Annotated in this window: 10 protein-coding genes; 5 read left to right on the top strand and 5 right to left on the bottom strand. The window is 68.2% G+C overall.

Annotation, left to right across the window (positions count from 1 at the left end; translation table 11 throughout):
- The first annotated feature begins 85 nt into the window (after nt 1-85).
- Nucleotides 86-838: an SDR family NAD(P)-dependent oxidoreductase gene (locus ACYP33_RS34905; protein ID WP_459625613.1), complete on the top strand. Its 753-nt coding sequence runs from the start codon at nt 86-88 to the stop codon at nt 836-838.
- Nucleotides 839-919: 81 nt separating this feature from the next.
- On the top strand, nt 920-1,867 hold the full coding sequence (locus ACYP33_RS34900; protein ID WP_459625612.1) for a GlxA family transcriptional regulator: 948 nt from the start codon (nt 920-922) through the stop codon (nt 1,865-1,867).
- Between the two features lie 26 nt (nt 1,868-1,893).
- On the opposite strand, the gene ACYP33_RS34895 is transcribed toward ACYP33_RS34900, so the two are convergent.
- Nucleotides 1,894-2,400: a TlpA family protein disulfide reductase gene (locus ACYP33_RS34895; RefSeq protein WP_459625611.1), complete on the bottom strand. Its 507-nt coding sequence runs from the start codon at nt 2,398-2,400 to the stop codon at nt 1,894-1,896.
- A gap of 196 nt (nt 2,401-2,596) precedes the next feature.
- Here ACYP33_RS34895 and ACYP33_RS34890 point away from each other — a divergent pair, with 196 nt between their 5' ends.
- Together ACYP33_RS34890 and ACYP33_RS34885 are read left to right on the top strand one after the other, a co-directional pair.
- Nucleotides 2,597-3,223, top strand: coding sequence for a TetR/AcrR family transcriptional regulator (locus ACYP33_RS34890; protein ID WP_459625610.1), 627 nt, complete (start codon nt 2,597-2,599; stop codon nt 3,221-3,223).
- A 113-nt stretch (nt 3,224-3,336) separates the two neighbouring features.
- Complete coding sequence (locus ACYP33_RS34885) at nt 3,337-4,710, top strand: NAD-dependent succinate-semialdehyde dehydrogenase (RefSeq protein WP_459625609.1); 1,374 nt, start codon at nt 3,337-3,339, stop codon at nt 4,708-4,710.
- Nucleotides 4,711-4,770: 60 nt separating this feature from the next.
- On the opposite strand, the gene ACYP33_RS34880 is transcribed toward ACYP33_RS34885, so the two are convergent.
- Nucleotides 4,771-5,166 carry a tautomerase gene (locus ACYP33_RS34880; protein WP_459625608.1) on the bottom strand — a complete coding sequence of 132 codons (396 nt, stop codon included), beginning with the start codon at nt 5,164-5,166 and terminating at the stop codon, nt 4,771-4,773.
- Nucleotides 5,167-5,398: 232 nt separating this feature from the next.
- On the opposite strand from ACYP33_RS34880, the gene ACYP33_RS34875 reads away from it, so the two are divergent.
- Nucleotides 5,399-6,145, top strand: coding sequence for an SDR family NAD(P)-dependent oxidoreductase (locus ACYP33_RS34875; RefSeq protein ID WP_459625607.1), 747 nt, complete (start codon nt 5,399-5,401; stop codon nt 6,143-6,145).
- A gap of 109 nt (nt 6,146-6,254) precedes the next feature.
- Here the strand turns inward: ACYP33_RS34875 and ggt are convergent, their stop codons facing one another.
- From ggt to ACYP33_RS34860, 3 genes are all read right to left on the bottom strand, one after another.
- Nucleotides 6,255-8,012 (bottom strand): gamma-glutamyltransferase, encoded by a 1,758-nt coding sequence (ggt, locus tag ACYP33_RS34870; protein ID WP_459625606.1) that lies wholly within the window; start codon nt 8,010-8,012, stop codon nt 6,255-6,257.
- Nucleotides 8,013-8,094: 82 nt separating this feature from the next.
- Nucleotides 8,095-8,715, bottom strand: a complete 621-nt coding sequence (locus ACYP33_RS34865) for a TetR/AcrR family transcriptional regulator (RefSeq protein WP_414448271.1) — start codon at nt 8,713-8,715, stop codon at nt 8,095-8,097.
- Between the two features lie 87 nt (nt 8,716-8,802).
- Nucleotides 8,803-9,522, bottom strand: a 720-nt coding sequence (locus ACYP33_RS34860; protein ID WP_459625605.1) for a TolC family protein, incomplete at its 5' end; no start/stop codon positions are given.

Raw genomic sequence — 9,522 nt, 5'->3', positions numbered from 1 at the left:
CGTTAGGCAACCTGAACAAGCTGTAACGGTTCGGTCGCGCGACCGAACCGGCAACCCCTCACCATCGATCCATCACGAGAGTGTCATGCTTGAAGACTTGTTTTCCCTGAACGGAAAAACCGCCGTCGTCACCGGCGCGGGCCGCGGCCTCGGCGCCGATATCGCCAGGCTGCTGGCGCGCGCCGGTGCGCACGTTCACCTGTTGAGCCGCGGCGCCGCCGCGCTCGACGCCACCTGCGGCGAGATTCGCGCGGCCGGCGGCCGTTGCGAGCCGGTCGTCTGCGACATCCTCGACGATGACCAACTGCAGCGTGCATTCGCCGCGCTGCCGGCGCTCGACATCCTCGTCAACAACGCCGGCACGAATTCGCCCGCCCCCCTGCGCGACGTGACGATCGACCAACTCGACACCATGCTCGCGCTGAACGTGCGCGCCACCTACCTGGCGACGCAGGCGGCCGTGCAACGCATGGGCGGCCAGCGCGGCAGCGTCATCGTCAACATCTCGTCGCAGATGGGCCACGTGGGCGCGCCGGGACGCACCGTCTACTGCATGACCAAGCACGCGATCGAGGGGCTGACCAAGGCCGCCGCCGTGGAGCTGGCGCCGCTCGGCATCCGCGTGAACTCGGTCGCGCCCACCTTCGTGGATACGCCGATGACCAAGCCGTTCTTCGCCGATCCGACGTTCCGCCAATGGGTGTTCGATCGCATTCCGGCCGGCCGCCTGCTCGACAGCGCCGAGGTGGCCGCCGCCGTGCTCTACCTTGCCAGCCCGGCCGCCGCGATGATCACGGGCACCAGCCTGCGGCTCGACGGCGGATGGACCGCGCAGTAAAACCCTGCGCGCGACAGGGCCGGAAATCGCGGCTGTTTTGTGCTAGATTCAATCATTCAGGACATCTTGTTATTTTCGGCCATGCATACCGTCGGACTCATCGTCTACCCCAACTTCCAGTCGCTCGCGCTCGCCGTGGCCAGCGTGTTCGAATACGCGAACCTGCTTCACAGCGAGGAAGCCTACCGGTTCCGCATCGTGTCCGAACAAGGCGGCCCGATCGTCTCGTCGCAGGGCTTCGCGGTGCACAGCGAAGTGCTGGCCGACGACGGTTACGACACGCTGATCGTGGCCGGCGACAACGAGTGCCGGCTGCCGTCGGAAAGCCTGCGCGACTACATCCGTCACGCGCCGCAGCATTCGCGCCGGATCGCCTCGATCTGCACCGGCGCGTTCGTGCTGGCGTCCGCCGGCTTGCTCGAAGGCAAGCGCGCGACCACGCACTGGTTCCATGCGCGCGACTTCAAGAAGCAGTACCCGGACGTGCAGCTCGACGAGGATCGCATCTTCGTCGTCGACGGCCAGATCTGGACCTCGGCCGGCATGAGCGCCGGCGTCGATCTCGCGCTCGCCATCGTCGAGAGCGACCTGGGCCTGGAAACCGCGCGCATGGTGGCGCGCAAGCTGGTGCTGTATCAACGGCGTGGCGGCGGCCAATCGCAGTTCTCGGCGCTGCTCGAACTCGATGCGCGCTCCGACCGCGTGCAGATGGCGCTGGCGTTCGCGCGCGAAAACCTGAACGGCGACCTGTCCGTCGAACGCCTGGCCGAAGCGGCCAGCCTGAGCCCGCGCCAGTTCAGCCGCGTGTTTCGCGAGGAAACCGGGCAATCGCCGGCCAAGGCGGTCGAACGCCTGCGCGTGGAAGCCGCGCGCCTGATGATGGAAACCACGCGTCACCCGATCGAGATCATCGCGCGCGAAACCGGCTTCGGCGATCGCGAACGGATGCGCCAGGCGTTTCTGCGCGCGTTCGGCCAAGCCCCGCAAACCATCCAGCGCGCATCGGGCGGCGCGTTGCAATTGGTCTGATCCCTACGGATTGCTGACGGTTTGCGTCAGGCCGGCTCTTTCAGCGCCCGCCCGACCACCTCGTCCAGTTCGGCGAAATCGGGCCGACCCACATAGCGTTTCAAAATCCTGCCGCGCCGGTCCACCACCAGCGTGGTGGGCGTCAGTTGCACGTCGCCGAACGCCTTGGCGAGGCTGCCGTCGTCGAGCGTCAACATGAACGGCAGATGGCGGCCCTGTGCGTAATTGACCGCGTACTGCCGCGGCGTGTAGCGCATCGCCACCGACACGAACGCCAGCCCGGACGGATGGAAGCGCTCGTAGGTGGCCTTCATGCTCGGCATCTCCTCGATGCAGGTCGAGCAATCGGTATCCCAGAAGTTGACGAGAAACACCTTGCCGCCCAGGTCGGCGGAGGTGGACACGCGCTGCCCGGACAGCAACGTGAACGTCGTATCCGGCACGTGCGGCCGCGCCAGCGCGTAATGCCCCACCGCCGCGACCAGCGCCAGCCCGCATAACGTCGCCGCCACCCGCCCTTTCCTGATTCGCATCGCCTGCTCCCTGTTCGTCGCGCGATTCATTATCGGCGCGGCACGCCGCGCGCCCAATGACGGATTCGCCATGTTTTCCGTCATCCCGCGCATGGCCGGAATCATTGCAGATACGGCATTGTCGTCGCCGCGCCGCAAGCCGAAGATGGCTCCATCGAACGAACCAGGCGACTGGTCTATTCAGGAACCCTCAGCAATGACGAATCAGGCTACTCCGTCGGGCGCGACCCGGCAAACCCTTCTCGACGCCGCGCAAGCGACCATGGCGGGCAAGGGCTTTTCCGCCGTCGGCCTCAACGAGATCCTGAATGCGGCCGGCGTGCCGAAGGGCTCGTTCTATCACTACTTCGCCTCGAAAGAGGCCTTCGGGCAGGCCTTGCTGGCGCGGTACTTCGACACCTCGCTGGCCACGCTCGACGCCATGCTGGCGCCGGATGCGGCAAGCGTCGGCGAACGGCTCATGCGCTATTGGCAGCATTGGGCCGACAGCCAGATGGCCGCCGGCCCGCATGCGAAGTGCCTGGTGGTCAAGCTCGGCGCGGAAGTGGCGGACCTCTCGGCCGCGATGCGGCGCACGCTCCACGACGGCACCGCACGCCTCATCGCGCGCCTGGCCGCCGCCATCGAGGCCGGCGTGGCCGACGGCTCGCTCGCCACCGTGCACGACCCGGCGGAAGCGGCCCGCACGCTCTATCAGACCTGGCTCGGCGCCAGCGTGATGGCGAAGATTTCAGGCGGCCTCGCGCCGTTCGACAACGCCGCCGCCGTCACGCGGCAGATGCTTCAGCCGGTCGCGACACATGAGCATCGGCAGCACGCCTAGCGCGCTCGCCTGACGGATCGCACGCAAGGCATTCCGTGCTCGCCAAACCCTTCAATAGTTAGTTGTGCAATTCAATCGCGCGTTGCAGCGCATTCACCCAAGCGGAGCATGTCATGGCTTACCAAACCATCAACCCCACCACCAACGAACTGATCAAGACCTGGCCCAATCACACCGATGCCGATGTGGAAGCGGCGCTGGCCACCGCGCACCGGCTCTACAAGTCCGCATGGTCGAAAGGCCCGATCCAGCCGCGCGTCGCGGTGCTCCACAAGCTGGCCGACCTGATCGACTCGCGCGTCGAGGAACTGGCCCGGATCATCACCGCCGAAATGGGCAAGCTGATTGGCGAAAGCCGCGGCGAAGTGCAGATCGTGGCGCAGATCGCCCGCTACTACGCCAATAACGCCGAGCGCTTCCTCGCGCCGGTCGCCATCCAGACCGACCAGGGCGACGCCTGGATCGAACATCATCCGGTGGGCGTGCTGCTGGCCGTCGAGCCGTGGAATTTCCCGTTCTATCAATTGATGCGCGTGCTCGCGCCGAATTTCGCCGCCGGCAACCCGATCGTCGCCAAGCACGCCAGCATCGTGCCGCACTGCGCCAGCGTGTTCGAGGCGCTCGTGCATGAAGCCGGCGCACCGGCCGGGGCCTGGACCAACCTGTTCATCACCGCCGATCAGGTCGGCAAGCTGATTGCCGACCCGCGCGTGCAAGGCGCCGCGATGACCGGCTCGGAAGGCGCGGGCAGCTCGATCGCCGCCACCGCCGGCAAGCATCTGAAGAAGACCACGCTGGAGATGGGCGGCAACGACGTGTTCGTGGTGCTGGAAGACAGCGATCTCGACAAGGCCGTCGAGATCGGCACGTTCTCGCGCCTGCATGTGGCCGGGCAGGAATGCATCGGCGCGAAGCGCTTCCTGGTGCGCGAGGAAGTGGCGCAGGCCTTCCTGAGCAAGCTGACCGCCGCGTTCCGGGCCGTGAAGATCGGCGACCCGTTCGACGAGGCCACCACGCTCGGGCCGCTGTCGTCGGCCGGCGCGCGCGATGGGCTGGTCAGGCAGGTCGAGGCGGCCGTGGCGAACGGCGCCACGCTCCACTACGGCGGCCATGCGCTCGACCAACCGGGCAACTTCTTCGAGCCGACCATCCTGACCGACGTGAGCCGGAGCAACCCGGCGTACTTCGAGGAATTCTTCGGCCCGGTCGCGCAGATCTACGTGGTCAAGAGCGACGAAGAAATCGTGGAGCTGGCCAACGATTCGAACTATGGCCTGTCGGGCGTGGTGTTCTCGCGCGACATCGAACGCGCCAAGTCGCTGGCGGCGCGGATCGAAACCGGCGCGGTGTGGATCAACACGTTCTCCAGCACGGCGCCCGAACTGCCGTTCGGCGGCGTGAAGCGCTCGGGTTACGGCCGTGAGCTGTCCGAACTCGGCATCAAGGAGTTCGTGAACCAGAAGCTGGTGCTGGTCGCGCACGCCTGAAACCGGTAGCGCGCGCCCGGCGCGGCGGCCACGCCGCTGCGCCGGGCGCCCTGCCTCGGCTTACTGCTCGCCGGGCGCCCAATCGGGGCTGTAGCCGCCGAGCGCCGGGTGATACATCTCGTCGCCGGTGTGCTGGGTGAATTCGACGTTGAGGCGGTTTTCCGGCACGCCGAGGATCTCCACGCAGTGCGCGCACAGCGCCTTCGCGACCTCCATGCGTTGCTCGGGCGGCCGGCCCTTGCGGATGTCGAGCATCATCACCGAGACGGGTACCGGCGCCTCGCCAGCCTCGGCGATGCGCCAGACGCCGCCCGTGCCCAGCTCGCGAATCGCGACGCTGATGCGCCGGATATCGACCGACATCATGCGGGCATAGGTTTCGCTCATCGCCGCCGCGAGGCGCTGCTTGACGTCCGCGGGGTAGTGGTCGTTCACATCCAATTGCAAGTAAGGCATAGCGTTCAACACTCCAGAAAAATGGGGCGGCGGGCCGCGCCTGCGGCCGGGTGCCAGGGCTCGATTCTGGCACCCGCCACCCGCCCCGCCCAATGACGAATCCACCGTGAATTCCGGCCATGCCCGGCTCTCGGCTGCCGAATGGCCGCGCCTCGACGAAATACTTGAGCCTTCAACAGATTCACCCATATACTTGAGCCCTCAATCAAAACCTCTCGAAGGAGATTCACCGATGACTCTCGACGGCAAAATCGCGCTCGTGACGGGCGGCAGTTCGGGTATTGGCCTGGCGACGGCCCGGGCGCTGATCGCGGAAGGCGCGCATGTGTATCTGACGGGCCGCCGGCTCGACGAGTTGAAGGCGGCCGCGGCGACGCTTGGCGACGCGGCCACGCCGGTGCAGGGCGACGTGGCGAACCCGGCCGATGTCGATGCGCTCTACGAGCAGATCCGGGCGCGGCACGGGCGCCTCGACATCGTGTTCGCGAACGCCGGCTTCGCGGCGTTCGCGCCGCTCGGCAGCCTGACCGACGAACATATCGACGCGCTGCTGAACACCAACGTCAAGGGCGTGATCTGGACCGTGCAGAAAGCATTGCCGTTGATGCAGCCGGGCGGCTCGATCATCCTCACCTCGTCGATCGTCGGCAGCAAGGGCTTCGGCAACTGGAGCATCTACAGCGCGACCAAGGCGGCGGTGCGCTCGTTCGCGCGCACCTGGGCCTCGGATCTGAAGGGACGCGACATCCGCATCAACGTCGTCAGCCCCGGCGTGATCGAAACGCCCGGCCACGACAAGACGGGCCTCAGCGAGGAGCAGCGCAGCGGGTTCTTCGACTACGCCGCCCAACTCGCGCCGCTCGGCAGAACCGGCCGTGACGACGAAGTGGCGAACGTGGTGGCGTTCCTGGCGTCGGATCGCAGCAGCTTCGTGACGGGCAGCGAGATCTTCGTGGACGGCGGCGTCGCGCAAATCTGAACGATCCGAACGCGCCGGACCTCACAACGCAAACGGGCCGGGGCGGCATGCAAGCGGCCCCGGCCCGTTCAATCAGCGGATCAACACAACGGCGCGCCAGCGCCGTCGCTCAATACCCCACCGCCGCCCCCGCCGGCCGGCGCGGATCGTTCGCACCGTACACGAACCCGGTGCGCACGCGCCCCGACACCGACGCATCGTTGCCGGAGCTGGCCCGGTCCGCCGCCTCGGTGCCGGGCAGCCCCACCAGCACCAGTTCGGCGGCGCCCCAAGGGGTTTGCTCGACCAGCTTGTAGCCCATCTTGCGCAGGATCGCGAGCGTGTCGGGCGACAGCCCCTGCGTTTCGTAGTCGATCTCGTCGGGCAGCCATTGATGATGGATGCGCGGCGCATCGACGGCCGCCTGCGGCGCCATCCCGTAGTCGATCACGTTCAGCGCGGTTTCCAGCGTGATCGTGATGATCCGCGAGCCGCCCGGCGAACCCACCACCATGAACACCTTGCCGTCCTTGGTCACCACCGTCGGCGCCATCGACGACAGCGGCCGCTTGCCCGGCGCGATCGCGTTGCGCGTGCCCTGCACCAGCCCGAACAGGTTCTGCACGCCGGCCTTGACGGTGAAATCGTCCATCTCGTCGTTGAGGAAGAAGCCGGTGCCCGGCGCGATCACCACCGCGCCGAACAGGCCGTTGATGGTGTAGGTGGTGGACACCGCGTTGCCGTCGGCGTCGACGATCGAGTAATGGGTCGTCTCGGGCTTCTCGTGCACGCTGAAGCCGGGGATCACGTCCTTCGACGTGGCGGCGCGGTCGTCGGGGATCACCTTGCGCAGCTCGGCCGCGTAATCCTTGCCGGTCAGACGCGCGATGGGATTGTCGATGAAATGCGGATCGCCGAGCAGCGTGTTGCGGTCGAGATAGGCATGGCGCATCGCCTCGGTCATGACGTGCACGGCGGCGGCCGAATGGAAGCCGAGCGCGCGCATGTCATAGCCTTCGAGGATGTTCAGCGTCTCGCACAGCGTGACGCCGCCCGAACTGGGCGGCGGCGCCGAGATGAACGTGTAGCCGCGATAGCTGCACTTGAGCGGCTCGGTGTCCTCGGCGCGGTACGCGGCGAAATCGCCGGCGGCGATCACGCCGTTGCCGCGCTTCGCGGCGGCCTCGACGGCCTGCGGAATCGCGCCGCGATAGAACGCGTCGTCGCCATGCCGCGCGATCTGCGCCAGCGTGCGCGCCAGGTCCTTCTGCACCAGCCGGTCGCCGGGCTGCCACGGCGAGCCGTCGGGGCGCAGGAAGATGCGCGCGGCGTCCGGGTCGGCACGGAAACGCTCGGTCTTGGTATCGAGGATGTCGGTGTCGCCGCGCGTCAGCACGAAGCCGTCGCGCGCGAGCCGGATGGCGGGCGCCATGACCTGCGCGAGCGTGAGCTTGCCGTATTCGCGCTCGGCCAGGTTCAGCCCGGCCACGGTGCCCGGCACGCCGACCGCGCGATAGCCGTACAGGCTTTCGCCGGGCTTCACGTTGCCGTCGGCGTCGAGATACATGTTGGCGGACGCGGCGGCCGGCGCCTTCTCGCGGAAATTGATGAAGCGGTCGCGGCCGTCGGCCAGGTGCAGCGTCATGAAACCGCCGCCGCCGATGTTGCCGCAGCACGGGTTGGTGACGGCCTGCGCGTAGCCCACCGCCACGGCCGCATCGACGGCGTTGCCGCCCTGCTTGAGAATCTGCACGCCGATCTCGGAGGCCAGATGCTGCGAGGACACCACCATCGCGTGTTGCGCCTCGACGGCCGGCAGCGAGGCCGCCTGCGCCGTGGCATACACCGACACCGTCAACGCGGTAGCCAGCAGAAGAAGTCGCCGCATGTCGCGATCGCTCCAGGGGATGGGATCGAATGCGGCCGGCGCACACCCCGAAATGCGCCGGCGTGTGGCCAATGAAGGCGGCTTACGCCGTCGGGGAGGAAGCCGAAGCCGAATCGGATGCCGCGTCGAGATGAAAGCGCTGCAGCAGCACGCGCTTCGAGGTGTCGAGAATCATGCTGCGCTCGGCGCCGTCCAGCAGCCGCGCACTCATCAGCGCGCCGAACAGTTCCGCGCGCATCGAGCGCGCCATCGCGTCGGCGTCGTCCCAGCCCAACTGCGCGAGCAGCGCGGCGATGCGCTGGTGCTGGCGCTCCATGCCGCGCGCGAAGGCGGCGCGGGCCTCGTCGTCGAGGCGCGGGATGTCCGAGCCGAGCGCCGCGATCGGGCAGCCGGTGTCGCGCGCGCGGCAATGCGCTTCGGACAGATAGTGGTCGATATAGCTGACCAGCCCGTCGCGCGGCGTCTTGCCGTTCATGCGCTTGTCGAGCCGCTCGGCCGTCTGGTCGAACATGAAATCGATGCTGGCCGCGATCAGCGCGTTCTTCGACGGAAAGTGCGCATAGAACCCGCCGTGCGTGAGGCCGGCCTCGCCCATCACGGCCGCCACGCTGACGTTGTCCGGACCCTGCTCGCGGATCGCGCAGGCCGCGGCTTCCAGCACGCGGTTGCGGCTCTCCTGCTTGTGCTCGGGGCTGTATCGCATCCGTCTCACCTCGCAAAATTAAGGCGACAACATACCATGGCCGCCGCCCCCTCCGCTTGCGCGAAACGGGGCGGCATGCGCGCCGTTTCAGGGCGTCGCGGCCAGGGCCGGCGTGGCCAAAGCCACGCTTGCCGCCGGGGTTGAAGCCGGGGCCGGCGACGCGGCCTGCGCGTCTTCCGGGGCATCGGGCGACCAGCCGCCGCCAAGCGCGCGGTAGGCCGCCACCGTCGCGCGGGCGCGGTCGCCGCTGGCCAGCACCCAGGCGCGGCGCGCCTCCAGCAACGCGCGACGGCGGTGCAGCAGCTCGCCCTGCGCGGCCGTGCCCTGCGTGTAGCTGCGCTGCGCCGATTGCTCGGCGCGGCCGGTGGCGCCCGTCACGGCGCGCCACTGCTCGACGTTCTCGTCGGATTCGGCCAGCGCCACCAGCGCGTTCTCGACGTCCTCGCTGGCGCGCAGGATCGACTGCCGGTACTGCGCGAACGCCTCGGCGCGCGCGCCCTTGGCCTGCCGCACCTCGTCATCCACGCGGCCGAAGTCGAACAGCCGCCAGTGCAGGCCGGCCAGCACCGACGGCTCGAACGCGCGCGCCGTGAACAGGCTGCCGTTGTTGAGCCGGTCGAAACCGAGCAGGCCGGACAGCGACACGTCCGGGTAATACTGCGACAGCGCCGCGCCGATCCCGGCCGTGGCCGAGGCGAGCCGCCGCTCGGCGGCGATCACGTCGGGGCGGCGGCGCAGCAGGTCGGCCGGGCGCAGCTTGCCGGGCAGGCCGGGCGCGACGCCCATCGCGGGCGGCGCATCGCCGAG

The organism is Burkholderia sp. 3C, from assembly GCF_054589155.1.
This window is presented reverse-complemented; position numbering and strand designations above follow the sequence as displayed.